Origin of the sequence: Bradyrhizobium sp. SUTN9-2, assembly GCF_003122645.1 — a bacterium.
Taxonomy (GTDB): Bacteria; Pseudomonadota; Alphaproteobacteria; order Rhizobiales; family Xanthobacteraceae; genus Bradyrhizobium; species Bradyrhizobium yuanmingense.
This window is the reverse complement of sequence record NZ_LAXE01000001.1, coordinates 1,332,640-1,356,368: the sequence shown is the minus strand read 5'-3', so window position 1 is coordinate 1,356,368 and position 23,729 is coordinate 1,332,640. Positions and strand designations below refer to the sequence as shown.

At 64.2% G+C, this 23,729-nt stretch carries 29 protein-coding genes; 12 read left to right on the top strand and 17 right to left on the bottom strand.

The annotated features are described in order from the left end of the window. The 3 genes from XF30_RS06375 to XF30_RS06365 all read right to left on the bottom strand — a co-directional run bounded on the left by XF30_RS06375 (position 1) and on the right by XF30_RS06365 (position 3,682). Positions 1–681: a response regulator transcription factor gene (locus XF30_RS06375; protein WP_035996645.1), complete on the bottom strand. Its 681-nt coding sequence runs from the start codon at positions 679–681 to the stop codon at positions 1–3. 184 nt (positions 682–865) lie between these two features. Further along, the gene (locus XF30_RS06370; protein WP_109142216.1) at positions 866–3,001 is read right to left on the bottom strand and encodes a DUF294 nucleotidyltransferase-like domain-containing protein; all 2,136 of its coding nucleotides are present in this window, start codon (positions 2,999–3,001) and stop codon (positions 866–868) included. Positions 3,002–3,073: 72 nt separating this feature from the next. Then, positions 3,074–3,682: a hypothetical protein gene (locus tag XF30_RS06365; protein WP_057028414.1), complete on the bottom strand. Its 609-nt coding sequence runs from the start codon at positions 3,680–3,682 to the stop codon at positions 3,074–3,076. A gap of 269 nt (positions 3,683–3,951) precedes the next feature. On the opposite strand from XF30_RS06365, the gene XF30_RS06360 reads away from it, so the two are divergent. The 6 genes from XF30_RS06360 (at position 3,952) to XF30_RS06335 (ending at position 9,393) form a co-directional block, all read left to right on the top strand. Next, positions 3,952–4,230: a DUF4212 domain-containing protein gene (locus XF30_RS06360; protein ID WP_035996678.1), complete on the top strand. Its 279-nt coding sequence runs from the start codon at positions 3,952–3,954 to the stop codon at positions 4,228–4,230. 11 nt (positions 4,231–4,241) lie between these two features. Further along, a complete protein-coding gene (locus XF30_RS06355; RefSeq protein ID WP_036040224.1) occupies positions 4,242–6,221 on the top strand; it encodes a sodium:solute symporter family protein in 1,980 nt (659 codons plus the stop codon). A 200-nt stretch (positions 6,222–6,421) separates the two neighbouring features. Next, entirely contained in the window at positions 6,422–6,742 is a 321-nt protein-coding gene (locus XF30_RS06350; RefSeq protein ID WP_035996633.1) for a YggT family protein, read from the top strand. Further along, positions 6,739–7,062, top strand: a complete 324-nt coding sequence (locus XF30_RS06345) for a hypothetical protein (protein WP_035996632.1) — start codon at positions 6,739–6,741, stop codon at positions 7,060–7,062. Before XF30_RS06350 ends, XF30_RS06345 begins: the two co-directional genes overlap by 4 nt. A gap of 64 nt (positions 7,063–7,126) precedes the next feature. Further along, complete coding sequence (locus XF30_RS06340) at positions 7,127–7,522, top strand: hypothetical protein (protein ID WP_035996630.1); 396 nt, start codon at positions 7,127–7,129, stop codon at positions 7,520–7,522. Positions 7,523–7,767: 245 nt separating this feature from the next. Beyond that, positions 7,768–9,393: an MFS transporter gene (locus XF30_RS06335; protein WP_192893387.1), complete on the top strand. Its 1,626-nt coding sequence runs from the start codon at positions 7,768–7,770 to the stop codon at positions 9,391–9,393. Between the two features lie 63 nt (positions 9,394–9,456). Here XF30_RS06335 and XF30_RS06330 read toward each other — a convergent pair whose 3' ends face one another. Genes XF30_RS06330 through XF30_RS38395 form a run of 3 tightly spaced genes read right to left on the bottom strand, consistent with a single transcriptional unit; the run spans position 9,457 to position 10,743 of the window. Next, positions 9,457–9,930, bottom strand: coding sequence for a secondary thiamine-phosphate synthase enzyme YjbQ (locus XF30_RS06330; protein ID WP_036020587.1), 474 nt, complete (start codon positions 9,928–9,930; stop codon positions 9,457–9,459). Positions 9,931–9,943: 13 nt separating this feature from the next. Beyond that, on the bottom strand, positions 9,944–10,459 hold the full coding sequence (locus XF30_RS06325; protein WP_109145596.1) for a hypothetical protein: 516 nt from the start codon (positions 10,457–10,459) through the stop codon (positions 9,944–9,946). A 41-nt stretch (positions 10,460–10,500) separates the two neighbouring features. Then, on the bottom strand, positions 10,501–10,743 hold the full coding sequence (locus XF30_RS38395) for a hypothetical protein (protein WP_192893052.1): 243 nt from the start codon (positions 10,741–10,743) through the stop codon (positions 10,501–10,503). Positions 10,744–10,818: 75 nt separating this feature from the next. On the opposite strand from XF30_RS38395, the gene XF30_RS06315 reads away from it, so the two are divergent. The 5 genes from XF30_RS06315 to XF30_RS06295 all read left to right on the top strand — a co-directional run bounded on the left by XF30_RS06315 (position 10,819) and on the right by XF30_RS06295 (position 13,435). Then, complete coding sequence (locus XF30_RS06315) at positions 10,819–11,193, top strand: AtpZ/AtpI family protein (RefSeq protein ID WP_035996624.1); 375 nt, start codon at positions 10,819–10,821, stop codon at positions 11,191–11,193. Between the two features lie 98 nt (positions 11,194–11,291). Next, positions 11,292–12,041, top strand: coding sequence for a F0F1 ATP synthase subunit A (locus XF30_RS06310; RefSeq protein ID WP_035996621.1), 750 nt, complete (start codon positions 11,292–11,294; stop codon positions 12,039–12,041). Positions 12,042–12,093: 52 nt separating this feature from the next. Beyond that, positions 12,094–12,324 (top strand): F0F1 ATP synthase subunit C, encoded by a 231-nt coding sequence (locus tag XF30_RS06305; RefSeq protein WP_008541273.1) that lies wholly within the window; start codon positions 12,094–12,096, stop codon positions 12,322–12,324. 59 nt (positions 12,325–12,383) lie between these two features. After that, entirely contained in the window at positions 12,384–12,944 is a 561-nt protein-coding gene (locus XF30_RS06300) for a F0F1 ATP synthase subunit B (RefSeq protein ID WP_036040220.1), read from the top strand. 5 nt (positions 12,945–12,949) lie between these two features. Further along, positions 12,950–13,435: a F0F1 ATP synthase subunit B family protein gene (locus XF30_RS06295; RefSeq protein ID WP_035996616.1), complete on the top strand. Its 486-nt coding sequence runs from the start codon at positions 12,950–12,952 to the stop codon at positions 13,433–13,435. Between the two features lie 18 nt (positions 13,436–13,453). Here the strand turns inward: XF30_RS06295 and XF30_RS37650 are convergent, their stop codons facing one another. The 6 genes from XF30_RS37650 to XF30_RS06265 all read right to left on the bottom strand — a co-directional run bounded on the left by XF30_RS37650 (position 13,454) and on the right by XF30_RS06265 (position 18,941). Continuing rightward, a complete protein-coding gene (locus XF30_RS37650) occupies positions 13,454–13,648 on the bottom strand; it encodes a hypothetical protein (protein WP_146207664.1) in 195 nt (64 codons plus the stop codon). A gap of 16 nt (positions 13,649–13,664) precedes the next feature. Then, entirely contained in the window at positions 13,665–14,315 is a 651-nt protein-coding gene (locus XF30_RS06290) for a hypothetical protein (protein ID WP_035996613.1), read from the bottom strand. A gap of 100 nt (positions 14,316–14,415) precedes the next feature. After that, on the bottom strand, positions 14,416–15,003 hold the full coding sequence (locus tag XF30_RS06285) for a GNAT family N-acetyltransferase (protein WP_035996611.1): 588 nt from the start codon (positions 15,001–15,003) through the stop codon (positions 14,416–14,418). Positions 15,004–15,039: 36 nt separating this feature from the next. Continuing rightward, positions 15,040–16,329: a M16 family metallopeptidase gene (locus tag XF30_RS06280; protein WP_036040217.1), complete on the bottom strand. Its 1,290-nt coding sequence runs from the start codon at positions 16,327–16,329 to the stop codon at positions 15,040–15,042. Next, positions 16,326–17,744 (bottom strand): threonine synthase, encoded by a 1,419-nt coding sequence (thrC, locus tag XF30_RS06275; RefSeq protein ID WP_192893051.1) that lies wholly within the window; start codon positions 17,742–17,744, stop codon positions 16,326–16,328. The genes XF30_RS06280 and thrC overlap by 4 nt, the downstream gene beginning before the upstream one ends. A gap of 552 nt (positions 17,745–18,296) precedes the next feature. Then, positions 18,297–18,941 carry a response regulator transcription factor gene (locus XF30_RS06265; protein WP_028178165.1) on the bottom strand — a complete coding sequence of 215 codons (645 nt, stop codon included), beginning with the start codon at positions 18,939–18,941 and terminating at the stop codon, positions 18,297–18,299. Between the two features lie 86 nt (positions 18,942–19,027). Here XF30_RS06265 and XF30_RS06260 point away from each other — a divergent pair, with 86 nt between their 5' ends. Then, a complete protein-coding gene (locus XF30_RS06260; RefSeq protein ID WP_109142212.1) occupies positions 19,028–20,365 on the top strand; it encodes a histidine kinase in 1,338 nt (445 codons plus the stop codon). A gap of 1 nt (position 20,366) precedes the next feature. Here XF30_RS06260 and XF30_RS06255 read toward each other — a convergent pair whose 3' ends face one another. The 5 genes from XF30_RS06255 to XF30_RS06235 all read right to left on the bottom strand — a co-directional run bounded on the left by XF30_RS06255 (position 20,367) and on the right by XF30_RS06235 (position 23,727). After that, entirely contained in the window at positions 20,367–20,732 is a 366-nt protein-coding gene (locus tag XF30_RS06255; protein ID WP_035996598.1) for a nuclear transport factor 2 family protein, read from the bottom strand. Between the two features lie 115 nt (positions 20,733–20,847). Beyond that, positions 20,848–21,603: an SURF1 family protein gene (locus XF30_RS06250; protein ID WP_035996596.1), complete on the bottom strand. Its 756-nt coding sequence runs from the start codon at positions 21,601–21,603 to the stop codon at positions 20,848–20,850. Continuing rightward, a complete protein-coding gene (locus XF30_RS06245) occupies positions 21,600–22,001 on the bottom strand; it encodes a DUF983 domain-containing protein (RefSeq protein WP_035996593.1) in 402 nt (133 codons plus the stop codon). The genes XF30_RS06250 and XF30_RS06245 overlap by 4 nt, the downstream gene beginning before the upstream one ends. A 97-nt stretch (positions 22,002–22,098) precedes the next feature. Further along, the gene (locus XF30_RS06240) at positions 22,099–22,995 is read right to left on the bottom strand and encodes a cytochrome c oxidase subunit 3 (protein ID WP_035996590.1); all 897 of its coding nucleotides are present in this window, start codon (positions 22,993–22,995) and stop codon (positions 22,099–22,101) included. Positions 22,996–23,073: 78 nt separating this feature from the next. Then, positions 23,074–23,727: a cytochrome c oxidase assembly protein gene (locus XF30_RS06235; RefSeq protein ID WP_109142211.1), complete on the bottom strand. Its 654-nt coding sequence runs from the start codon at positions 23,725–23,727 to the stop codon at positions 23,074–23,076. Positions 23,728–23,729: the final 2 nt, after the last annotated feature.

Below are 23,729 nucleotides of genomic sequence, written 5' to 3'. Positions count from 1 at the left end.
CTATTCCGTCGGCGTACCCTGCTTCCACTGGCCGCCGGCGATCTTGGCGGCGGCAATCACCGCTTGCGTCCGGCTCTCGACGCCGAGCTTCTGCAGGATCGCCGAGACATGCGCCTTGATGGTGGCCTCTGAGACACCGAGCTCGTAGGCGATCTGCTTGTTGAGAAGGCCCTCCGACAGCATCATCAGGACGCGAACCTGCTGAGGCGTCAGCGTCACCAGGCGGTCGCGCAGGCGGGTCATGTCGGGATCGGCGGCGGCGGAGAGGTCGGTATCGGCGGGGACCCAGACGTCGCCCTCCATCACCTTGAGGATGGCGTCGCGCAAGGTCTCGACCCCGAACCGCTTCGGGATGAAGCCGGACGCGCCGAAATCGAGCGAACGGCGGATCGTGGCGCTGTCGTCGGAGGCCGAGACGATCACGACCGGGATCGCCGGGTATTGCGCACGCAGATAGATCAGGCCGGAAAAGCCGGAGATCCCAGGCATGGAGAGGTCGAGCAGGACCAGGTCGACCTCGGAGGCCTGCTCAAGAAGCTTGGTCAGATCCTCGAAGGATCCGGCCTCGTCGATCCGAGCCGCGGGGAGAACGCCCGCCACCGCCTGCCGCAGCGCATCGCGGAACAGGGGATGATCATCGGCGATGACGAGATGGGTGTTTGCATTGGCTGTTGCAGTCATCTGTTCCGCAGGCCGACGAAAGATCGGGAAAGAAGTTCAACTCGTTGCTGATCAAGCAGCAATTGCGATTGTTTACTGACTGGAGCCGTCTTGCAAGGCAACCTTCCGCCCGTAGTCGCAAGGCGGTTAATCACAGGCGCCAACCAACTGATGTTGCAGCGCAAAAAGCCGCTGACGAGTCTCATCAATCCCTGAACAGCAGGTCCCGGGTCAACTCATCGATCACGGCGACCGCTTGAAGCGCTGCCCTCAATCGCTCGCGATCACGGCCCGACAACGGCTTGACCAACACCGCATTGGAGGGCGGCGTCCCCTGCGCCACATCCGCAATCTGTTGCGACACGATCAGCTCCAGAAAGATACCATGGGCCTCGTCGAGCGCATCGAGATCGGTCTGGCCACGGCCAAGCAGGGCCTTCACGCCCGCGAGGCGCTGCGATGTCGACCGGCCCATCACATGGTATCGGATCGCCATCGCACGCGCTGCAGCGACCAGGCCGAACAGCCCTGCCGCCTTGAGGTCGATGCGACCGCCGTCAGTGCGAATGCCGCCGAAGAATTTCAGGCTCGCAGGGACGCTGATCCCCTCGACCATAAGCTTCGCGAACGCGACCTGCCCCTCGGCTGCCGCGAAAGCCGCCTGCCTGACCGCGACGGCAAGGCTGCCGTCGCCATGAACGGCCCGGAGATCGAAAAAGATATCGACCGACAGCAGATCCTTTGGACTGGAGCGGCAGACCCAGTGCTCGATGCGGTCCCGCCACGTTGCAACAGAGCCGCGCCAGGGTGGGTTTTTCGCCATGACGCCTCCCTTGCAATAGGGCACACCGGCCTCGTGCAGAATATCTGCAACGTGCGCTGCGAACGTCTCAAACCAGCGATCCTCGTCGCCTCCCGGCTCGCCTTGCGCGAAGATCACGGCATTGTCCTGATCCATCGCCAGCAGGCTTTCGCCGCGCCCGGCAGACCCGAGCACGATCAGCGTGTAGGGCGTGGGGGCCGCGCCCCGACCGCGATCCCGCATGATCCGCTCGGCGATCACAGCGGCCTGACGGGTGAGGGCGCAGAGCTCGCTGGAGATCACCTCCGCAATCTGACGCCCGGACAATCCTTCCGCCAGGAGCACCTCCGCAACCCGCGGCAGCTTCGCCCAGGCCAGCGCCAATGCCTGCGTATCCGCAGCATCCTCGATCTCGTCGCCGAGCGATATGGCCTCCCCTGCCCGCAGACGCAGCAGGTCCCGCGCGGACAACGCACCGACCACCCGGCCGGCCTCATCGACGACGCCGAGATGGCGGGTCTTGAGGCGATTCATCCGGCCAATCGCGCGATAGACAAGCGCGTCCTCGGGAATCGCCGCCAGCGGCCTGCTCATGATGCGGTGCACCGGCAGCTCCAGCGCGGGGGCACCGAGCCGGGCGATCGCCCGCAGCACGTCACGCTCGGTAACGATCCCGGCCTCGACGGCCTTGATATCGTCGGCGGCCGCATCCGCCGCACCGACGTACACAGCCGATATTCTCTCGCTGGTCATTCGCGCCAGGGCTTCGCTCACCGAAACGTCCGGACCGACAAAAATGACGGGATACCGCATGATGTCGCGGTTGCGGTGGCGATAGGCATAGGCGTCGAATCGCTTCAGCGTTTGCTCTGCATCGATACGAGCCGTCGCTTCGACCGGCTCGACCCAACCCATCCGCACCTGATCGTCGAGCACCGTGGTGAGCGCGCGACAGACCCGCTCGGCTTGAGCGACGGTCCGGATGCCGTGCTCGCGCAGCCTCGGCAGCAGCGCAAGGAAGATCCGTGCCGTCGTGATCGCATCGCCGAGAGCGGAGTGCCGGCCGGCTACGTCAATGCCAAGCCAGGCCGCAAGATTCTCCAGCTGGTATCCGCCGAGGTCCGGCGCAACGATCTCCGCAAGCAGTCTGGTATCGAGCGTTCGAGGCCGGGACCATGGCAATCCCGCCAGATCGCATTCGCGCTTCAGGACGGCCAGATCGAAACCGATCATGTGCCCGATGACGACCGTCCGGCCGAGGAATGCCTCGAAACGCGGCCACACATCCACGAATAGCGGCGATTCAGCGACCATGGCATCATCGATGCCGTGAATGCGCGTCGTTTCGGCGGGGATCGGTTGATCGGCCGGCCGCAGTAATTGAACGAACGAACCGCCGTCGACCAGCTTTCCGGCCGACAGACGCACGCCGGCAAGCTCGATCACCCGCGCCTTGCGCGGATCGAGCCCAGTCGTTTCGGCATCGATGACAACGGCGTCGAGCGACAAAAGCGGGGCAGCACCACTCGTCGTATCCATTGTCCTCCCTCGGAAGGCCCGGACCGTGCGATGCTGGCCGGGAAACCGGGCATTGGCAGAGGCCGGGCGATCCTACGCCAGCAGCCTGTTGGTCACGGCAGCCGCATCGATGCGATCGACCAATTCGTCATGGATGTTGCACAGGCTGACGCGCAGGTAATTGCGGATCGTCTCGAAATCCCGTCCGCGCAGCTTTTCGTGGATCGGCATCATCGCAAAATAGGTTTCCGCCAGCGGCTCGGGAATGTCCATCACGCGCTTGGGCGCATGCCCGCCAACAAGGTCGAGCCTCTGCTCCAGCTCGCGCCGGGCCTCAAGCCAGGCGTCCTCGCCGAGCGACGGCGGCACGGGGTAACGGTCGAAAACCGAGAGGACGACGAGGATCATCTGGTCGAGAACCGCCCGGCGGTGCATGCCGGCATGTGGGCGCAATACCCCCTCGACCATCTCGCCGACCATCGCAAGCCCGAGCGGATAAGCCTGCCAGCGCGACCGTTCGACGGCTTGTGCAAAGCCTTCCTCGGCAAACAGCACCTTGGCGTAATGGCCCGCGCGGGCACGCGAATACTCGTAAATACCCTTTTGCACGATGAATGCCGACTGCGCGTCTATGAAGTCGGCAAGCGCCTTGCGATCGCCAATCGGCGGCCGGGGACGAAAGAATTTCTGCAGCAGCTTCATCGCAATCCGATCCTGCCAAACGGAATCGCCGTGCTATCCCGCGCTCGCCGCGCCCGAATTGTCAACGGCCGCAGCGCCGTTCGCATCCGCAACATCGGTTCCCTCCGAAAGTATTAGAAAGACCTCGGCACTCCTGATGTTAGCCTCCGACATTCCAAATTGGCGAAAGACCGGTTGGAAGGCGGCACGGGGGGGCCGCAGCGACGGGTATGCAACCCCTCGATTCCTCCGGCTCGCATGCCGGAGTGCTGACAGAGGAAATGCAGCCCATGCCTGACTCCCAAAATCTCAAAGAACGAGAAGAAGCCCACTGGCGCAAGACCTCGCGCCTGATGCTGATCAACCTCGGCATCTGGTTCTTCTTCGGATACGTCATCCACATGTTCGTGGTTCCGCTCAACGCCATCAAGCTGCCGATCCTTGGCTTCCCGCTCGGCTTCTATATGGCCGCGCAGGGTTCGCTGATCGCCTTCGTGGTCATCCTGTTCGTCTTCGCCAGACAGCAGGACAAGATCGACCGAGAATTCGGCTTCGCAGAAGACGATTAGGGGGATTGAACATGGCTACGCAGGCCTCAACCGGCGGCTCCGACTTTCTCAGCAACCTCGGGCGGATCTACGGCTTCTACACCGGTGGATTCGTCGCGTTCGTCCTTCTGCTCGCCGCCCTCGAAGTGATCGGGGTGCCGAACAAGGTTCTCGGCTACCTGTTCGTGTTCTTCACGCTCGCGGTCTACGCCATCATCGGCATTCTGTCGCGAACGGCGCAAGTCTCGGAATACTATGTGGCCGGTCGCAGCGTACCGGCGTTCTACAACGGCATGGCGACCGGTGCCGACTGGATGTCGGCAGCGTCCTTCGTCGGCATGGCGGGCACGCTGTTCCTGCTCGGCTATGACGGACTTGCCTGGGTGCTCGGATGGACCGGCGGCTTCGTGCTGGTCTCCATCCTGATCGGGCCTTATCTGCGCAAATTCGGCGCCTATACGGTGCCCGACTTCTTGTCCTTCCGTTATGGCGGCAATTTCGCCCGGGCGCTGGGCGTCGTCGTGCTCGTCGCCTGCTCGTTCACCTATGTCACGGCGCAGATCTACGGCACGGGCATCATTGCCTCGCGCTTCCTCGGAATGCAGTTCGAGCTCGCGGTTTTCGCGGGTCTGGTCGGCATCCTGGTCTGCTCGATGCTGGGCGGCATGCGCGCGGTGACCTGGACGCAGGTGGCCCAGTACATCGTGCTGATCATAGCCTACCTGACACCGATCGTGATCCTGTCGACCAAGATCTACGGGATACCGCTTCCGCAGCTGACCTATGGGCACGCGATCGCGGACATCACGGCGCGCGAACAGGACATGCTCGCGAACGGACTGGCGGCGGCGGCAAGCCTCAAGCCGCACATTCAGCCGTTCTTCAGCTATAGCCCGCTGAACTTCTTTGCGATCATTCTGTGCATGATGGTCGGGACGGCCTCGCTGCCGCACATCTTGATGCGCTACTTCACGACACCGTCGGTGCGTGAGGCGCGGCAATCCGTGGCATGGTCGCTGCTGTTCATCTTCCTCCTGTACTTCTCGGCGCCTGCCTATGCGGCGTTCTCGAAGCTGGAGGTGTACACGAACATCATCGGGCGCGATCTGTCCGCGATCAGGCCCTGGCTGTTCAGCTGGGGCGAGCTCGGGCTGATCCAGATCTGCGGCAAGAACGCCGTCAACATCGACGCCGTCATTGCCGCCTGCAAGGCCGTTGCCGGTCACCCCGGTGTGGTCCGGCTGCAGGACTTCGTGATCAACACGGACGTGATCGTGCTCTCGACACCGGAGATCGCGGGGCTTCCCTACGTGATCTCGGGCCTCGTCGCGGCCGGCGGCCTGGCCGCGGCTCTGTCCACCGCCGACGGGCTGCTGCTCGCGATCGCCAATGCATTGTCGCATGATGTCTACTACAAGATGATCGATCCGAACGCGCCGACGGCACGCCGGCTGATCATCGCGCGCGTGCTGCTGCTGGCGGTCGCAGTCATTGCCGCGGCGACGGCTGCCACCAAGCCCGGGGATATCCTGGCCATGGTCGGCTGGGCGTTCTCCCTGGCGATGGCGGGCAACTTCCCGGCGCTTGTGATGGGTGTGTGGTGGAAGCGCACGACGTCCACGGGCGCGATCTGCGGCATCATCGCCGGATTTGGGCTGTGCATGTTCTACCTGCTCGTCACGCGCTATTTCCCGGGCGCGGGCGTCAAGTATTTCGGCATGACGTCGCTGCTCAATCCGGTCACCGGCGCACCGCTGGTGGACATCGCCAAGGCCATGGCATTGCCCAACGCCATGGAGAGTTGGCCGACGCTGGCCCACCCGCTCGCCAACAAGGTGGGTTGGTTCAACCTCAACAACATCGCATGCGGTTTGCTGGGGACGCCATTCGGCTTCGCGGTGATCATCATCGTGAGCCTGCTGGGAAGGGCGCCGTCGCGGGAAATGCAGGCCTATGTCGACGAGATTCGCAAGCCGCGAGGCCGCACGGTGCTCGAAGAGAAAACGACCTGAGCGATCGGATCGATTGCGACGAACGGGGCCTTGCGAGGCCCCGTTCTTGTTTGCGACCGGCGGCGCTCGCTTGCCCAGATCCGTCTGCCTTGACATTGTTGGGTGCGGCGGCCGGTGCAGAATGCCCGATGGCCCGGGCCGAGCAGGCAGCCCTCGCAAGACCATACTGCGCCAGAGCGAGGTCCGGAGGAGAACAGATTTTGGACATTGCCGACTCGTTCGCCAGATACTGGTATTTCCACCTGCCGAACTTCGTTCTGGCGGCTCTGATGTACACCATGCTCGGCCGCTTCCTGCTCGGCCTCTTCGTCGACGCCGACTCGCCGAACTATATCTGGCGCTTCTTCTGCCGCCTCACCGATCCGGTGCTCACCGCCATTGCAACCGTCACGCCGAAGGCAGTTCCTCCAGCCATCGTGTGGCTGTTCGGTTTTGTCTGGATGTTCTGGTTGCGGATCGTGCTCCACTACACATTGCTCGTGCTCAACCTCGCGCCGCGGCTTGCGGGAGGAGGATCATGAACCGCAACTTCTTCCTGATCGGTATTGCCTTCTTCGGAATGATCAACGGCCTCTTCAACCAGCTTTGGCTGATCTTCGCCCTGCTCTACGTCCAACCGCTCGCAGGCCCTCTTCTGTTCGGAAACATGTCGCTGACGCTGATGTTCGCCTCGCTGATGGTCTCGACCGCCACCGTGATCCTGGGCGGCATTCCCGCCGCCATCTACGAACGCGTCACCGGCGCACAGGAGTCGAACGGCGTCTCGCTTTGGATCTGGCTGGCCGGCACGGCTATCCTGGCGCTCCCCGCCGCCGGCAATTTCATCAGCGTCGGCCTCTGAACGGCGGGCGGGAACCATTGAAGGCAGGCCCCGCAGGGACTACCCTAGACGCATCTCGATCCCAATGAGCCAGGCGACGGAGTTCCTCCTCATGGAAGAAATGCGCCGCATCGCCTTTGAAACGGTCCTGCGCGCGTGCGGATTTGCCTCCCTCGCCATATTCTGCGTCATGATCGGCCTTTCGTTTCTGCCGCGCTCCGCGTTTCAGGCGGGAGGCTTTCTGAGCCTGATCATGACACTGGTGCTTCTCCTGAAAGCGCAGGAGGCGCGGACCAAAGACCACCGCCGCACCGAGATGTGGCTGTATCTTCCAAAAGACAGACGCCCGCCTCAGCCGCATGCACAAAAAACAGTCTCGGCGGTGATGCGAGAAACCTATCTGGTGTTCGCATACTGGTCTGCCCTGGTGTCAGTCGTGATGTGGATTGTCGCGATGGGCTTTTCCGTCCTTGGACTTTAGTTTGAGGCTGCAGACCCCACGGTATTTCGTTCCCGCGGCTCCGTGATTTCCCGTCCGACATCTCCGCGATCCTTCCGAGTCGCGTCGAAAGTACTATTGGGCCGGACGCGATAGGCATGTAATTGCTCGCCCCCGATTGGTGGCGCGCCCGCGTGGCGCGAATCGGTTCTTGAAAAGAAAACAAGCGGGAGCGAATCTGAATGACGACAGTAACTGCAACATCGGCACCATCTGCCGGCGCCGGGATGACGAAGGACGAACGGTTCGTCATTCTCGCCTCCTCGCTCGGTACCGTCTTCGAGTGGTACGACTTCTATCTCTACGGCTCGCTGGCCGGCATCATCGGCGCGCAGTTCTTCTCGGCCTATCCGCCGGCAACCCGCGATATCTTCGCGCTGCTGGCGTTTGCCGCGGGCTTCCTGGTGCGTCCGTTCGGCGCGATCGTGTTCGGCCGTGTCGGCGACATCGTCGGCCGCAAATACACCTTCCTCGTCACCATCCTGATCATGGGTCTGTCGACCTTCATCGTCGGCCTGTTGCCCAACGCGGCGACCATCGGCATCGCGGCCCCGATCATCCTGATCGTGCTGCGCCTCGCCCAAGGTCTGGCGCTCGGCGGCGAATATGGCGGTGCGGCGACCTACGTCGCGGAGCATGCGCCGAACGGCAAGCGCGGCTTCTACACCTCCTTCATCCAGACCACGGCAACCCTCGGCCTGTTCCTGTCGCTGCTGGTGATTCTGTTCACCCGCACCGCGCTCGGTGAGGCCGATTTCGCGGCGTGGGGCTGGCGCATTCCGTTCCTGGTCTCGGTGCTGCTGCTCGGCATCTCGGTCTGGATCCGGCTTCGCCTGAACGAATCGCCGATCTTCCAGAAGATGAAGGAAGAGGGGAAGGGTTCGAAGGCGCCGCTGACGGAGGCCTTCGGCAACTGGCAGAACGGCAAGCTCGTGCTGCTCGCTTTGCTCGGTGGTGTGATGGGCCAGGGCGTGGTCTGGTACACCGGCCAGTTCTACGCGCTGTTCTTCCTGCAATCGATCCTGAAGGTCGACGGCTATACCGCCAACCTGCTGATTGCATGGTCGCTGCTGCTCGGCACCGGCTTCTTCATCGTGTTCGGCATGTTGTCCGACAAGATCGGCCGCAAGCCGATCATCCTCGGCGGCTGTCTGATCGCGGCGCTGACCTTCTTCCCGATCTTCAAGATGATCACGTCCAACGCCAACCCGGCGCTGGAAAAGGCCATCGAGTCGGTCAAGGTCGAGGTGGTGGCCGATCCCGCCGGCTGCGGCGATCTGTTCAACCCGGTCGGCACCCGCGTCTTCACCGCGCCTTGCGACACCGCGCGCGCCTACCTGTCGCAATCGTCGGTCAGGTACGCGACGACGTCGGGTCCGGCCGGCTCGGGCGTAAAGGTCGTGGTCAACGGCAAGGACGTGCCCTACACCAATGCCAAGGACAGCAACCCGGCGGTTCTCGCCGCAGTGCAGGCGGCTGGCTATCCCAAGGCGGGTGACGCCGGCATCGTGAAGATGTCGCATCCGTTCGACGTCTTCCGTCCGCAGGTGGCGGCGATCATCGGCCTGCTGTTCGTCCTGGTCCTGTTCGTGACCATGGTGTACGGCCCGATCGCGGCGATGCTGGTCGAATTATTCCCGACCCGCATCCGCTACACTTCGATGTCGCTGCCCTACCACATCGGCAACGGCTGGTTCGGCGGCCTCCTGCCCGCCACCGCCTTCGCCATCGTGGCCTCGACCGGCGACATCTATGCCGGTCTCTGGTACCCGATCATCTTCGCCTCGATTACCGTGGTGATCGGCTTCCTGTTCCTGCCGGAAACCAAGGACGTCGACATCAAGGCGAACTGATCGCAGCAACAATCGACGGCACGAACCGGCCGCGGTCTCCGCGGCCGGTTTTGCTTTGTGTGGTTATCGATCGCTGCCGATGAATTGCAGCACGATCTCACGGCGGTGCGGGCGGCTGCGATGCTCGATCAGGTAGATCGCCTGCCAGGTGCCGAGCGCGAGCTTGCCGCTCAGGACCGGGACCTGAAGCGAAGTCTGCGTCAGCATGGTCTTGATATGGGCCGGCATGTCGTCCGGCCCCTCGGTATCATGGGTCCACCCCGCGTTCTCCGGCGCGAGCCGTGACAGCGCCGTCGTAAGATCGACCAGCACGGAGGGATCGGCGTTCTCCTGGATCGTCAGCGAGGCCGAGGTGTGGCGGATGAACAGCGTCAACGCGCCCTCACCCGCGTGCGCCTCGGCGATGAATCTCGCGGCCTCGCTGGTCAGATCAGTGAAGCCGCGGCCAGGCGTCTGCACGGTGAGCAGTGCCGATGTGACGGTCGTGGCCTGTACGGACGATGGTGCGGAGCGGGTGACGGATCTGGCTGATGTCATGGAGGGACCCGCATCAGATCTTCCCCGACACGTCTTTCTGCACGCGGTTGGCCATGTCGATCAGCCGCCGCCAGGCCTTTTCCAGGAACGACATCATGCGGTCGACGTCCTGCTCGCTCGGCAGCGGGATCTCGATCTTGCGCTCGCCCTCGGCGACCTTGGGCTCGGGCTTCCTGAGTGGATCGGATTTCGGCAGCGCCTCGTCGATCTTGCCCGATACCGTTGGCCCCGCCGCGAGCTGTGCCTTCAGCCGCTCGACCTCGGCCTGGAGCCCGCCGATCTCGGCGTCGAGTGCGGTCCGCTCGTCGGGCACCGCGTAGCAGGCCCAACCGGCGCCGTTCCTGGTGCAGGTCGACACCGTGCCGGTGCGCGTGTCGAGCCGCAGCACGCCCTCGGGGATGGGCGTCATGCTGTAGCGGCCATTTTCGCCGTCGGGCGTAGATTGCGCGGCCGCGAGGCCGCCGCTGACTACCATCACCGCGGCCGCCGCCGCGAGCCATGATGTCGTGGATGACGTCGCAGGTCTCATCATTGTCTCCGCCCGGCACTGCTGCGGCTGCGGTTGCAATTCTACACCCCCAGCCGGCAATCCGCCGCCAAAAAGCCGCCCCCGAAATCAACGAACGCGGCGGCTTCTTTGATCCCGCGAGCGCGGCGAAAGCACGGCTGCGTCCGCCGTTCGCAAGCAGACCTGCTGCGGTGCGGCGTCACGCTGTGTGCAGCGCTGCCGTGCGCGTCAATATCATCAAGTAAATCAAATACATAATCGGAAGGGACGCAATCGTGACTTGGCTTGACTTGATTATAGGCCATCAGTATGGTCCGCGCGGCTTTTGAGGGTGACGGGCGCAATTTCCATTCAGCCGCAGCGTTTCGGGTCTTCGTTGCATGACACAGGGCACGGGACACGGCGAGGATGGAGATCGCGATAGATCGCCCGAGGAAGCCGCGCTTTCCGATCGGCTCGGAAACCTTGATCAGCGGTTGTCCGAATTTCGCGACCGCCGGGCCAAGACCGAGCAACCCGCAGGTGACGATGGAGACAAAGCGGCCAGAGCCTCGGCGATGGCGCTTGGTTTCCGACTATCCTCGGAGTTGATCGCCGGCGTCGCTGTCGGAGCGGGGATTGGCTGGGGGTTCGACCACTTGCTGTCGACGTCGCCTTTCGGATTCATCGCGTTCCTGCTGCTGGGCTTCATCGCCGGCGTGGTGAATGTGGTGAGAACGGCAGGCGCGGGTCCGAACAGGCGCGGTGGTTCGTAATTGGCCTAGCCGGGTTAACTGTCGTGCCGCTCGCCGGCACAGCCGGCCGACCAATCTTCACTGGTCGGCTTGTCCAGCAGACGAGAGATGCCGCGCGGATGAAAATCGACCCGATCCATCAGTTCAACGTCGAACCGCTCTTCACGATCGGCCGTATCGGCGATCACACGATCGCCTTCACCAATGCCTCTCTCTACATGTTCGTCGCGGTGGGGATCATCGCGCTGCTTCTGCTCACCAGCGGCAAGCAGCTGGTTCCGGGGCGTCTGCAGTCGGTGGCCGAGCTCTCCTATGAGTTCGTGGCCAGCATGATCCGCAGCACTGCCGGAGCGGATGGCATGCGGTTCTTCCCGCTGATCTTCTCGCTGTTCATGTTCATCTGCGTCTCGAACCTCGTAGGCATCGTTCCGTACACGTTCACCGTGACGAGCCATCTCATCGTCACTGCGGCGCTGGCGCTGCTGGTGTTCTTCACGGTCCTGATCTACGGCCTCTACAAGAACGGCCTGAAGTTCCTGAAAGTGTTCGTGCCCTCGGGCGTTCCCGGCTACATCCTGCCGCTGGTCATGGCGATCGAGGTGCTGTCGTTCTTCCTGCGGCCGGTCTCGCACAGCGTTCGACTGTTCGCGAACATGCTCGCGGGCCACATCGCGCTGAAGGTGTTCGCCGGCTTCGTTGCCATGCTCGGCGCGTCTCTTGGCGTGGTCGGCTGGATCGGCGGTGTCATGCCGCTGGCGCTCGCCGTCGCGCTCACCGCGCTCGAACTGCTGGTCGCGTTCCTGCAAGCCTATGTGTTTGCGATCTTGACCTGTATCTACCTCAACGACGCCATTCACCCTGGACACTGAGTGATCCGGGTGCTTTTCCACCCACACCTGTCTTTCTTCCAAGGAGTCAAAAATGGATCCGCAAGCAGCTAAGTTTCTCGGCGCGGGCATCGCGTGCATCGGCATGGGCGGCGCCGGCATCGGCGTGGCCTTCATCTTCGGCAATTATCTGTCCGCAGCCATGCGCAACCCGGCAGCTGCTCAGGGTCAGTTCGGCAACCTGATCTTCGGCTTCGCCGTGACCGAAGCGCTCGGCATCTTCTCGCTGCTGATCGCTCTGCTGCTGCTGTTCGTCCCGCTCTGAACGCGTTCGCGCCGCTTCCAGGTGGGAGGCGGCGCGTCTGACAGCAACAGGAGAACTCCATGGCTGAAAGTCATGGCGGCGCCAAAGGTACCGGCGCTCACACGGAGGCCGATGGCGGTCACCACGGCGGTGGCTTTCCGCCTTTCGAGAGCAGCACCTTTGCTTCGCAACTGGTGTCGCTCGCGATCGCCTTCGTCGCGCTGTATCTGATCGTCTCCCGGTTCGCGCTGCCGCGTGTCGGGGGTGCGATCGAGGCGCGTCAGAACAAGATCGAGGGCGATCTCGCCGAAGCGCAGAAGCTGAAGGACCAGTCCGAGGCGGCGCTCAAGGCCTATGAAGGCGAGCTCGCGTCGGCGCGCGCACGCGCACAGGCGATCGGCAACGAATCCCGCGAGAAGGCGAATGCGCAGGCGGAAGCCGAACGCAAGGCGCTGGAAGAGCAACTGTCCGCCAAGCTCGCCGAGGCGGAGAAGACCATTGCCTCGACCCGCGCGACCGCCATGAGCAACGTCCGCGGCATCGCGGCCGATGCAGCCGGCACCATCGTTCAGCAGCTCACGGGCGTCGTTCCGGATGCAGCGTCGGTCAATGCCGCCGTTGATGCGACCTTGAAGGGTTAGTCTCGATGTTCTTCACACCTGAGTTTTGGGTCGCCGTCGCCTTCGTGATCCTGATGGTGATCTTCGCCTATGTGGGGGTGTTCAAGACGGCGATGTCGGCGCTCGATCATCGCGCCGCTCGTATCAAGGCCGAGCTGGACGAGGCGGCGCGCCTCAAGCAGGAGGCCACCAAGGTGCTCGCCGACTACAAGGCGCGCACTGCCGGTGCCGAGCGCGAGGCCGCCGACATCATCGCCAACGCGAACGCCGAAGCGGAGCGCATCGCAGCAGAGGCCAAGGCGAAATTGGAAGATTTCGTCACCCGCCGCACCAAGACCGCCGAGGGCAAGATCGCACTCGCCGAGGCTCAGGCTCTCGCGGACGTCCGGGCAGCCGCCGCGGAAGCCGCCGTGCAGGCTGCCTCCACGATCCTGTCGCAGTCAGTCAAGGGCCAGATCGCCGACGACCTGCTCGCCAAGGGCATCAACGAAGTCAGGCAGAAGCTGAACTGAGGGGTTTGCCTTACCCAATCAAAAAGCCGGCGCGACGAGCGCCGGCTTTTTTGTCTGTCGGGTAACAGCATCCACAAGTGCGGTATCATTACCCACCTTGCGCGCACTTGCGCACTGGGGCGGGTGATCCAGTACGCCGAGGCTTCTCAGTTCAAGCACCGCGGCCTCTGGAATACTGGATTGCCCGCCTTCGCGGGCAATGACAGCTGACATTGCCGCAAGATCTCCCCTACTTCTTCTTCTTCCCTCTCGGCTCCGGCGAGAGCGCCTGCGGGTCGAAGCCGACATAGAAGATGTAGGTATCGGCAACCGCGGGCGCCGGCACCGGATAGGCCAGATCCTCGGCGACGAAGGTGAAGGGCACGCTGCCGCCTTCCGACATCGCCACCGTGGTCCGGTAGGCCTTCGAGGCGATCACCTTCTCGCCGACGCCGCCCTGCACGACGGCGATGCGCAGCGGCACCTCGACGGAGGCAGGCGCCCCGGCGGGGCCGGCGATGACACGGCCCTGGATGCCGATCCGGGCCGTGATGCCGGCACTGCTGCGCAAGCATTCGCGCGCCATCTTGGTGATCGAGGCCTGGAAGCGGATGTCATTGCCGACCGCCGGCTTGCCGCTGGCGCCGACCGCGTAGGTCGAGGCGCCCGCGCGCACCGTGACCTGCGGGCAATCGAGGTCGTCTTCGGCCGGCTGCCCGGGCGCAGGCGCCGGCTTCGGCTCCGCCGGCTCGTCGGACTTGCCGCCGAACAGGCTCTTGAAGCGGTCGGTCAACGACTGTGCCGCTACCGGCGAGACGGAGGCGAGCCCGACCGATAATGCCAGCACGACCGCTGCGCCCCGCCGCAACCTCGTCCGCGATGACCGAAGCTCCTGCACCATCAACACCCGTACTCCATGACAATGTTCCGGCCGGGTTATATCGCCAATATCGGCGAACCCAAGGCGGCAAGAAGGGATTTGGCCGCATCCATCAGGCTGCTCAGCCGCGGAAGTCCTCGTGCAGCAGGCCGAACAGCAGGTGATCCTGCCAGACCCCGTTGATGCAGAGATAGCGGCGCGCCAGGCCCTCGCGCGAGAAGCCGCACTTCTCCAGCACCCGGATCGACGGCGCATTGGTCGGGATGCAGGCGGCCTCGACCCGGTGCAGATTGAGCTCGCCGAACAGCGTCGGCAGCAGCACTCGCAGTGCGGCCGTCATGTAGCCGCGATGGGCATAAGGCTGGCCGACCCAATAGCCGATGGTGCCGGCCTGCACGATGCCGCGCCGGACATTGGCGAGCGTGATGCCGCCGACCAGGGCACCGTCGAGCTCGCGGAAGATCAGAAAGGGATAGGAGCGGTCCGCGGCAATGTCCTCGGCATAGCGGCGCAGGCGACGGCGGAAGCCGGAGCGGGTGAGATCGTCGGACGGCCAGATCGGCTCCCAAGGCGTCAGATAGTCGCGGCTGGTCTCGCGCAAATGAGCCCATTGCAGGAAGTCGGACATTTGCGGCGCGCGCAGGAGCAGCCCGTTGCCGCGCGGCGCCAGGGCGGCGGGTCCACTGGATGGCAGGCGAAAGAGGGCCATGGTGATGCTTCCCGGGGCGAGGCCCGCACGCGGCTCCTAATGCAGCCGCGCCTTGGCGCGCGCCCGTGTCAATCCTTCCGCAAAAGACACCGCCGTGTCCAGACCCCTGCCGCTGCCCAATGCGACGACCGCAGGCCGGCTGCGCGACAGCAGCGCACGGGCCGCGTCCCGGGTCGATTCGATGCTGACGGCGTCGATCCGGGCAACCAGTTCCTGCACTGTCTGCGGCCGCCCGTAGGCCAGCACATGCCGGGCGAGCTGCTCGGCGCGGGAGGAGCAGCTCTCCAGCGCCATCAGCAACCCCGCCTTCATCTGTGCCTTGGCTCGGGCGATCTCGGCGTCGGTCAGCGTCTCCACCGATTCGTTCATGATGTCGACCACGACCTCCATCATCTCCGGCGCGTCGGCGGGATCGGTGCCGGTATAGAGGCCGAAAAAGCCGGTATCGGTGTAGGGGGCGTGGAAGGTGTAGATAGAGTAGCAGAGGCCGCGCTTCTCGCGCACCTCCTGGAACAGGCGCGACGACATTCCGCCGCCAAGGACATTGGTGAAGACCTGCAGCGAGAACAGCGAAGGATCGGTCTGCGGCACCCCCTCGAGCGCCAGCGTCAGATGCGCCTGCTCGAGCTCGCGATGCACCACCTTGGCGCCGCCCTGGCCGAACCGAGCGGCCTGCGGCTTCGGCCCGGGCGTCCCCTCGAAGCTCGCAAAACGCTTTTCGACCTCGGCGACGACCTGACCGTGGTCGACCGCCCCGGCCGCGGCCACCACCATGTCGGGCCCGCGATAATGCGTCGACAGATAGCCACGCAGCATGTCGCGGTTGAAGGCGCGCAGCGTCTTGGCGGTGCCGAGCAGCGAACGGCCCATCGGCTGGTCGGGATAGCAGAGCTCGTTCAGATGCTCGAACACGACGTCATCGGGCGTGTCCTGCGCGGCACCGATCTCCTGCACGATGACGTTCTTCTCGCGCTCCAGCTCGTCGGGCTCAAAGGCCGGATTGGCGAGGATGTCGGCGAGCACGTCGAGCGCGAGCGGCACGTCGGCCTTTAGCACCCGCGCGTAATAGGACGTGGTCTCGGTCGAGGTGCCGGCATTGAGGTCGCCGCCGACCGCCTCGATCTCCTCGACGATCTCGCGCGAGGAGCGCCTGGTCGTGCCCTTGAACGCCATGTGTTCCAACAGATGCGAGATGCCGTGCTCGTTCGGCTTCTCGTCGCGTCCGCCGACGCCGGCCCAGACGCCGAGCGCCGCCGTCTCGAGGTGGGGCATCTCGTCGGTGACGACGGTGAGGCCGGAGGCAAGCTTGGACATCTCGACGCTCATCCGGCAACTCCCTGCTTTGCGGCGCGGCTGGCGGACAGCACGAACCGCTCGAGCTCGACCTGATCGTTCTTCATCACCCTCATGTGTTCGGATTTGGTCATCAGGCCGTCGAGCCAGGCCGGCAGTTGCGGCCGCTGGCCGCAAGCCGCCTCGACGGCGTCGGGGAACTTGGCCGGATGGGCGGTGGAGAGCACGATGCTCGGCACCTTCGTATCGGTGGTGTCGCGGTCCGCGACGGCGAGCGCCACGGCGGTATGAGGATCGACCAGCTCGCCTGCTTCGCGCCAGGCGGCGCGGATCGCAGCCGCAGTCTCGGTCTCGTCGGCGCGCCCGGCATCGAACTCCTCGCGGATCGCGGCGAGTGTCGCATCGGGCAGCACGAAGCGGCCGGACTGCTTCAGCTGTTCCATCAGGCGGCGCACGCCGTCGGCATCGCGCCGGCCGGCCTCGAACAGCAGCCGTTCGAAGTTCGAGGAGATCTGGATGTCCATCGACGGCGATGCCGTCGCGTGCACCTCACGCACCTCGTAGATGCCGGTCTTCAGCGTGCGCGCCAGGATGTCGTTGACGTTGGCGGCGATGCGCAGGGTGCGCACCGGCAGCCCCATGCGCTTGGCGACGTAGCCGGCGAAGATGTCGCCGAAATTGCCCGTCGGAACGACGAAATCGACCGCGCGCGCCGGAGCACCGACCGCGACGGCAGAGGTGAAATAGTAGACCACCTGCGCGACGATGCGCGCCCAGTTGATGGAATTGACGCCGGAGAGCGAGGTCGCATCGCGGAAGCGATGGTTGTTGAACATTCCCTTCACGAGCGCCTGGCAGTCGTCGAAGGTGCCCTCGATGGCGAGCGCATGGACGTTGGCCGCGCCCGTCGTGGTCATCATCCGCCGCTGCACCTCGGAGATGCGGCCGTGCGGAAACAGCACGATTAGATCGACGTTCTCGAGGCCCGCAAAGGCTTCGACCGCGGCGCCGCCGGTATCGCCTGACGTCGCGACCACGATGGTGGTGCGCTGGCCGCGCTTTTCTAGCACATGGTCCATCAGCCGCGAGATCAGCTGCATCGCCACGTCCTTGAAGGCGAGCGTCGGACCGTGGAACAGCTCCAGCACGAACTGGTGCGGGGACATCTGGCGCAGCGGCACCACCGCAGGATGGCGGAAGGTGGCATAGGCCTCGTTCGCCATGCGCCCGAGCTCGGCGTCGGAAATCTCGCCACCGGCGAAGGGACGAATCACGTCGACCGCGACCTCCCAATAGGGGCGGCCGAAGAAGCCGGCGATCGTCTCGCTCGGAAGCTGTGGCCACACCGCCGGCACATACAGGCCGCCGTCGCGGGCAAGCCCGGTCAGCATCACGTCACAAAAGCCGAGTTCGGGGGCTTCGCCCCGGGTCGAGATATAGCGAGTCAAACTGCCCTCCAAAGGCGGCCGGGCCGGAGCTCGACCCTTAAGCCTTTGATTTTACGTAATTACTTGTCAACAGCCGGTGGCTTTGAACCACCATAGAGTGTTTTGCGGCATCGGGAAACCGCTTCCGGCGTACCCCTCGCCCAATGAAAAAGGGCTGCGGCATTGCCGCAGCCCTTCTCTTGGAAGGCCTGTCGTTGTGTGCAGACCAGTTGCCTCGTCGGGGTCGCCGAGCCCTCAAAACTGTTCCGGCAAGCTTTCGTCGCCTGTCATGAAATCGTCAAGTCCAAAACCCCGCGCGTGTCGAAAATGTTCCTATTCTTCCCGATCCGGCTCTGGTTCGCTTTTGGCAGTTGCAGCCAAGCCCCGGCCGTGATCCTGACCCTGAATTCCGCTTTTTCCCGAATCAGTCGCGGGAACGAATACAGCCTCGGCCCATTGTGTCGGCGGATGGGTGTCAGCCCGTTGTCCAATGCATTGCCCGGCCAACGGCGGCGTCGATCCGTCGGCCGAACCGCTGCATCCCGGAGCAGCCGGTTCGGTCGATGGCGAAAGTCAGTTCATTCCGATTTCCACTGCGATCCGGATCAGGTCGGAATGGTTCTTGGCGCCAAGCTTCTGCTTGAGCAGGGACGTGGTGTTGGCGACCGTCTTGTAGGAGATGCCGAGCGCCTCGGCGACCTCGACGATCTTGTCGCCGCGTCCGAGCAAGCGAAGAATTTCGAGCTCCCGCGGCGTCATCTGTGACGCGGGGTTGGCCTTGATCGCCGCGCCGGAAAACGTCACGGCTTCCGCAAGCTGCGGCGAGATGAAGTTGTCACCCGCGACCACCTTGCGCACCGCTTTGAGCAGGATCCTGGGATCGTCGCCTTTGGAGACATAGCCCTGCGCCCCGAGCTCGACGGCCCGCACGACGAACGCCGGATCGTCGTTCATGCTGAACATGATGATCTTGGCGTCGGGGTCGTCCTTGCGGATGCGCCGCATCAGCTCGAACCCGGAGACGTCGGGCAGACTGATGTCGATCACGGTGACGTCGGGCCGCTTGCTGACATAGGCGCGATGCCCGGATTTGGCATCGCTCGCCTCGTCAATGCGGATTGAATGGTCGGATGCGAACAGGGTGCGGCAGCCGGACAGCACCACGGGATGGTCGTCGACGATCAGGACCCTCGTCGCCAGCTTGGCGGTATCTTGCATCGCGCACTCTCTTGTTTTTCGACTCATAGCCCGCCGGGAATAAATGGAAAGAGCAAATCCGGCCGATACGCGTTAGAATTGACCTAATGTGGCGACGACTTTCGTTCCGAACGCAATTGTTTCTCCCGCTCGGCGCGAGCCTTCTCGCAGCCCTGATCCTGGGCGGCATATTACTGCGGATATTTGCACCAGGTCAGGTAGCTGATGAACACGAGCCGGCTCGACGCTCGATCCAGACCATCGCCGCCGCGCTCAACAGCACCCTGCGCGCATCGGACAATCCGCAAAAGACCCTCGATGCATTTGTTCAGTCCTTGGACGCCTCCACGGATATTCAATTCCGCCGCATGGACGGAGGTCCCCCGCCTTCTCCGAAAGACTTGCGCAACCTGAAGAAGGTTCCGCAATGGTTCGTCAACCTCATCACCATACCAGAGATGGAAGCGGCGTTTCCGATCGTCATAGACGGCAGACATGTCGGCGATATCGTGTTCTTCCCGGACATATCGGCCGACTTGTTCGAGAAGTGGATCGGCTTCCTTGCGCTGACCAGCCTGGTCGCTGTCCTGATGGTGCTCACCGGCACCGTTGCCTATGTCTTCGCCGGTTCGGCCCTGCGCCCCCTGCAACATCTCGGCGACGGTCTTACGCGGATTCGGCGCGGCGACTACGCAAGGCCGATCCCGGTCGGAGGACCGCCGGAGATCCGGCAGAGCTGCGAGGAAGCCAATGCGCTGGCAGCGACACTGGCGCAACTCAGCCAGGACAATCGCTATCTGATGCACCGCCTGGTGTCGCTGCAGGATGACGAGCGGCGCGATCTCGCCCGCGAACTGCACGACGAGCTCGGGCCCCTCCTCTTCAGCATCCGCGCCGGCACGATCGCGCTGACCGATGCCTCCGAGCCAACGGGACATCTCGGCAATTCGGCACAGGACCTGCTGCAATCGGTCGAGGCCCTGCAGCAGACCAACCGCCGCATCCTGGACCGGCTGCGGCCGCTCTATATCGAAGAGCTCGGCCTTTCGAGCAGCGTGCAAACGCTGCTCCGGAATTTTCGCAAGCAGGCACCTCATATCGTGCTGACGGATGCGATCGATCGCGATCTCAGCGCAATCGGCGGACCGCTGGCGCAGACCGTCTATCGAGTGATCCAGGAGGCACTGACCAACGTGCTGCGACATGCCAACGCGGGCAACGCACATGTGCAGGCGACGGTTGCCGACAAGACGCTCGTCGTCGAGATCTCCGACGATGGCGGCGGTTTCCCTGCGGACAACGTCTTCGGCCGGGGCCTGACCGGCATGCATGAGCGCGTGCGCGCGCTCAGCGGATCGCTATCGCTGTTGCGCGTGGATGACCGAACCTACGTGCGCTGCCGCCTTCCGGCGGAGACGATGCGGGACGTTCCGTCACCAGGCTAATTCAGCAGGCGCAACCATCATGCGCATTCTGTCGCGCCGGTTCGCACAGCGTGCTGCGGATCTTGCCATCCGGGCTGAAGCGGAACGAGGCCTGAATGCGCAGCGCGCCGGCGACGGAATATTCGAGGTGGACGCCGTGGGGCGCGGGATTGATCTCTTCCAGCCCGAACCCCGCCGAGGAGAAGGCGCTGAGCCGCGGCTGCCAATAGGCCTCGATCTCGCTCCGGCCACGAAAGCGCCGCGCGCCGTCGCAGGTGCATTCGAGCTGCGCGTCGTCGGCATAGAGGTCGAGCAGGGCTGTGAGGTCGCCCTTACGGCAGGCATCCACCCAGTCGACGATAATTCCCATCTGGTCGAAATCACTCACGCCGCACCCAATCTGCCGCGGACAATATTGGCGGCTTAGAACCACCCTCGTGAATATGCGCTGAATAATAAACCCCGGGCGATACCGGGTTCCCTCGATGGACCTGCCAATGAGCTCAGCTCTGCCGCCGGCCTCTTGCCCACACGCCGAAGGCGATGAGCACGGCGCCTGCAAGCGTGAACCAGGTGATTGCATATTGCAGATGGTCGTCCTTGAGATTCACCTGGAGCGGTCCCGGACGCGGGATGCCGTTCGCCGGCGCGGGCCGTTCGAGATCGATATAGAACGGCGCAACCGTGCCCCAGCCCAGCACGCTTGCGATTGCCAGATGATCGCGCACGAACCAGAGCCGCTTGCCGCGATTCTCCGCCGGAGTCAGCCAGCTTGGCGCCTCGGGAAAGCGCAGATAGCCGGTGAGCTCAACCGGTTGGCCCGTGATAAGCTTGTTCACCGCGCGATCCTCGACGCCGCGGTCCTGCATCGTGTTCTCGACGAAACCCGCGTCGATCACGACCATCTCGCCGCCGGGAAGCCGCGCCGGCAGGAACGCCCAGGTGCCGGGGCCGGAGGCGTCCTTGCGCACCGCCGAGCCGGAGGAATAGACCATTGCATCGGGGAGGGCTGCGTAGGTCGCGGTGAAGCTGACGCGGCGGAATTCGTCGCGGGCGGGATTGAGCGCGACCCATTGCGCGGACGGCGGCAGCGCAACCGGCGCGGCCGCAAGCCGCTCGGTGAGCGCCGCAATCAACTCGTGCTTGGCGGTGCGGCGCTGCAGCTGCCAGACACCGAGCGCCACGAACACAGCCGTGAGGAACAGCGTGAATAGCGCGAAGCCGGCCACGGGGGCCTTGCGCGACGCAGGCTCATTCATTTCGCGCGATCGACCAACCGGCCCGGCGCCGCCTTGTGGTGGAATTGCAGCGCGATCAGCAACGACTTCATCGAGCGCAGCGGCAACAGCGTGGTGGCGAGGATGAGCGGCAGCCAGAGCACCGCATGCAGCCAATATGGCGGCTGGTATTTGACTTCGACGATGAGGGCGCACGCGACGACGATGCCGCCGGCCAGCATGATGATGAAGATCGCCGGGCCGTCGCCGGTATCGATGAAGGCATAGTCGAGCCCGCAACGGTCGCATGCGGGCGCGAGCGTCAGAAAGCCCGCATAAAGCTTGCCCTGGCCGCAGCGCGGGCATTTGCAGGCAAGCCCACGCAGCGCGCTTTGCAGGACGGTGGTTTCGGACGGGGGTGTGCCGGCACTGTCGTTCATGATGGCGGACTCTATCACAGTTTCCGACGAAACTTCCGGCGGCCGGAAAGCGAAAGGGCGGCCCTGCGGCCGCCCTTTCTGATCGGTTCGATCGGGCTCAGTGCGCGGCGCTGGCCATGGTCTCGGCGCCGCGTCCCCAGACGTAGATGCAGAGGAACAGGAACAGCCAGACCACGTCGACGAAGTGCCAGTACCAGGCCGCGAACTCGAAGCCGAGATGCTGCTTCGGCGTGAAGTGACCGGCATAGGCGCGGAACAGGCACACCAGCAGGAAGATGGTGCCGACCAGCACATGGAAGCCGTGGAATCCGGTCGCCATGAAGAACGTCGCGCCGTAGACGTTGCCACCGAAGGAGAACGCCGCGTGGGCGTACTCATAGGCCTGCACGCAGGTGAAGAGCGCGCCGAGGACGACGGTGAGGATCAGGCCATACTTCAGGCCCTGGCGGTCGTTCTCGAGCAGCGCATGGTGCGCCCAGGTGACGGTGGTGCCTGACGTGAGCAGGATCAGCGTGTTCAGCAGCGGCAGATGCCAGGGATCGAAGGTCTCGATGCCCTTCGGCGGCCAGGTGCCCGGGACCGCGCAGGCGCCGGGCTGCGTGCCGAGGCCGCAACCGAACACCGCATCGCGGGTGGCGTGGACGGCATCGGCCGGAAACAGCGCCGCGTTGAAATAGGCCCAGAACCAGGCGACGAAGAACATCACCTCGGAGGCGATGAACAGGATCATGCCGTAGCGGTGATGCAGCTGCACGACCCGGGTGTGATCGCCCTTGTACTGGGCCTCCTTGATCACGTCGGCCCACCAGCTCGCCATGGTGTAGAGCACGCCCACGGTGCCGACGCCGAATACGATCGGCGCCGCCGAGAACATGTGGTGCATCCAGGCGACCGCGCCGACCGCCATGATGAAGGCCGAGAGCGAGCCGACCGCCGGCCAGGGAGAGGGATCGACCAGGTGATAGTCGTGATGCTTGGTGTGCGCCGTGGCCATTTCCGTCTCTCTCCTCAATCCCGTGCCTGTCCGGCACTTATCCCCTTGCGTCCAACCGCCTGCGCGTGAGCCCTGCGGTCAAAGATTTCCCTTGCGCTTGTCGGCTTCGCCCGATGCCAGCGGTTTCACCACGGGATCGCGCACCGGATAGAACGTGTAGGACAGCGTGATCGTGCTCAGCCCGTCGTTCTCGTGGTCGGCGGCGATCGACGGGTCGACGTAGAACACGACCGGCATCTCGCGCTTCTCACCGGGTGCCATGGTCTGCTCGGTGAAGCAGAAGCAGTTGATCTTCTGGAAATAGGCGCCGACCGTCAGGGGCGCGACGTTATAGGCGGCCTGGCCCGCGGTGGCGCGCGCCGCCTGGTTGGTCACGGTGTAGAAGACGGTCACGACCTGGCCGATATTGACCTCGATCTCGCTCTGCTCCGGCTCGAACTTCCAGGGCAGGCCGGGCGCGACGTTGGAATCGAAGCGCACCGAGATCTTCCGCGCGATCGGGCCCGTGGCCGGCGCAGAGGTCGCCACCTGCGTCGTGCCGTTGAATCCGGTGGCGCGGCAGAACCAATTGTAGAACGGCACCGCCGCGTAGGAGGCGCCGACCATCAGCGCGACCACGCCGCCGCAGATGGACGCGACCACCACATCGCGCCCCAGCCCGCGGCCCTTGCCCAGGTTGCGATGGCCCGGCTTGGCGCTGACGTCCTGCGATATGGTGGGCTCGTGATCCATAT

Bases quoted from the DNA above. Each gene is read 5' to 3' on its own strand.
- XF30_RS06335 (WP_192893387.1), top strand. From the start codon at position 7,768: ATGACGAAGGACGAACGGTTCGTCATTCTCGCCTCCTCGCTCGGTACC.
- XF30_RS06315 (WP_035996624.1), top strand. From the start codon at position 10,819: ATGACACAGGGCACGGGACACGGCGAGGATGGAGATCGCGATAGATCG.
- XF30_RS37650 (WP_146207664.1), bottom strand. From the start codon at position 13,648: ATGTCAGCTGTCATTGCCCGCGAAGGCGGGCAATCCAGTATTCCAGAG.
- XF30_RS06290 (WP_035996613.1), bottom strand. From the start codon at position 14,315: ATGGTGCAGGAGCTTCGGTCATCGCGGACGAGGTTGCGGCGGGGCGCA.
- XF30_RS06245 (WP_035996593.1), bottom strand. From the start codon at position 22,001: ATGAACGACAGTGCCGGCACACCCCCGTCCGAAACCACCGTCCTGCAA.
- XF30_RS06250 (WP_035996596.1), bottom strand. From the start codon at position 21,603: ATGAATGAGCCTGCGTCGCGCAAGGCCCCCGTGGCCGGCTTCGCGCTA.
- XF30_RS06345 (WP_035996632.1), top strand. From the start codon at position 6,739: ATGAACCGCAACTTCTTCCTGATCGGTATTGCCTTCTTCGGAATGATC.
- XF30_RS06340 (WP_035996630.1), top strand. From the start codon at position 7,127: ATGAGCCAGGCGACGGAGTTCCTCCTCATGGAAGAAATGCGCCGCATC.
- XF30_RS06260 (WP_109142212.1), top strand. From the start codon at position 19,028: ATGTGGCGACGACTTTCGTTCCGAACGCAATTGTTTCTCCCGCTCGGC.
- XF30_RS06325 (WP_109145596.1), bottom strand. From the start codon at position 10,459: ATGAGACCTGCGACGTCATCCACGACATCATGGCTCGCGGCGGCGGCC.
- XF30_RS06375 (WP_035996645.1), bottom strand. From the start codon at position 681: ATGACTGCAACAGCCAATGCAAACACCCATCTCGTCATCGCCGATGAT.
- XF30_RS06310 (WP_035996621.1), top strand. From the start codon at position 11,292: ATGAAAATCGACCCGATCCATCAGTTCAACGTCGAACCGCTCTTCACG.
- XF30_RS06265 (WP_028178165.1), bottom strand. From the start codon at position 18,941: ATGCAAGATACCGCCAAGCTGGCGACGAGGGTCCTGATCGTCGACGAC.
- XF30_RS06240 (WP_035996590.1), bottom strand. From the start codon at position 22,995: ATGGCCACGGCGCACACCAAGCATCACGACTATCACCTGGTCGATCCC.
- XF30_RS38395 (WP_192893052.1), bottom strand. From the start codon at position 10,743: ATGGCCTATAATCAAGTCAAGCCAAGTCACGATTGCGTCCCTTCCGAT.
- XF30_RS06280 (WP_036040217.1), bottom strand. From the start codon at position 16,329: ATGAGCGTCGAGATGTCCAAGCTTGCCTCCGGCCTCACCGTCGTCACC.
- XF30_RS06330 (WP_036020587.1), bottom strand. From the start codon at position 9,930: ATGACATCAGCCAGATCCGTCACCCGCTCCGCACCATCGTCCGTACAG.
- XF30_RS06365 (WP_057028414.1), bottom strand. From the start codon at position 3,682: ATGAAGCTGCTGCAGAAATTCTTTCGTCCCCGGCCGCCGATTGGCGAT.
- XF30_RS06235 (WP_109142211.1), bottom strand. From the start codon at position 23,727: ATGGATCACGAGCCCACCATATCGCAGGACGTCAGCGCCAAGCCGGGC.
- XF30_RS06355 (WP_036040224.1), top strand. From the start codon at position 4,242: ATGGCTACGCAGGCCTCAACCGGCGGCTCCGACTTTCTCAGCAACCTC.
- XF30_RS06300 (WP_036040220.1), top strand. From the start codon at position 12,384: ATGGCTGAAAGTCATGGCGGCGCCAAAGGTACCGGCGCTCACACGGAG.
- XF30_RS06285 (WP_035996611.1), bottom strand. From the start codon at position 15,003: ATGGCCCTCTTTCGCCTGCCATCCAGTGGACCCGCCGCCCTGGCGCCG.
- XF30_RS06305 (WP_008541273.1), top strand. From the start codon at position 12,094: ATGGATCCGCAAGCAGCTAAGTTTCTCGGCGCGGGCATCGCGTGCATC.
- XF30_RS06370 (WP_109142216.1), bottom strand. From the start codon at position 3,001: ATGGATACGACGAGTGGTGCTGCCCCGCTTTTGTCGCTCGACGCCGTT.
- XF30_RS06295 (WP_035996616.1), top strand. From the start codon at position 12,950: ATGTTCTTCACACCTGAGTTTTGGGTCGCCGTCGCCTTCGTGATCCTG.
- XF30_RS06360 (WP_035996678.1), top strand. From the start codon at position 3,952: ATGCCTGACTCCCAAAATCTCAAAGAACGAGAAGAAGCCCACTGGCGC.